Genomic DNA, 536 nt, shown 5'->3' on the forward strand with positions numbered 1-536 from the left:
GCGAAAGACCGAGCCTTGCGTCGAGCCAGGGCTTCACCGTGTGTCGGTCCGACGAGACGACATCCACCGGGCTCATCGCCAACAGGCTGCGCTGGTGGCCGCTGGCTACCCCTGCGGCAAAGCCATCGGCTACGCCAGGCTGCATCGCCCATTGCGTTGCACCGCTGGCCAGCACCGCGCTGAGCATGATAGACGCCGCCATGGCGCGCCAATCGAATGAGCCGAAGTTGCGCGCCGACCACCCCGTTCGATTTGCCTTCGCTGGTGCCGTCGGCGCTTTGGGGCGCAGTACCTCGACATTGCCGGCAGCAGCCATGGCTGCGATGCGCGCGCTGAAGGCGTCGCTTACTTGCGGCTTCGGAAGTCCGGCCACAGCGCCTTGCAAGGCCATGACGCGGGCATGTTCGGCCGCCAGCTTGGGGTCGGCGGCTATGCGCCGCTCAACGGCTATGGCCGCGGCGGCGTCAAGCTCGCCATCGACCAGCGCGTGCAGCATCAGGTTCATGCCTGCGGCATCCTCGGGCAATCCGTCGTTG

The 536-nt window shown here is 67.2% G+C and carries 1 pseudogene; it reads right to left on the minus strand.

Annotated elements, in window-relative coordinates:
* A pseudogene (locus EN932_RS37550) lies at positions 1-536 on the minus strand (anti-sigma factor); the annotation flags it as partial.

Origin of the sequence: Mesorhizobium sp. M7A.F.Ca.US.002.01.1.1 (assembly GCF_004022955.1) — a bacterium.
Lineage (GTDB): Bacteria > Pseudomonadota > Alphaproteobacteria > Rhizobiales > Rhizobiaceae > Mesorhizobium > Mesorhizobium ciceri.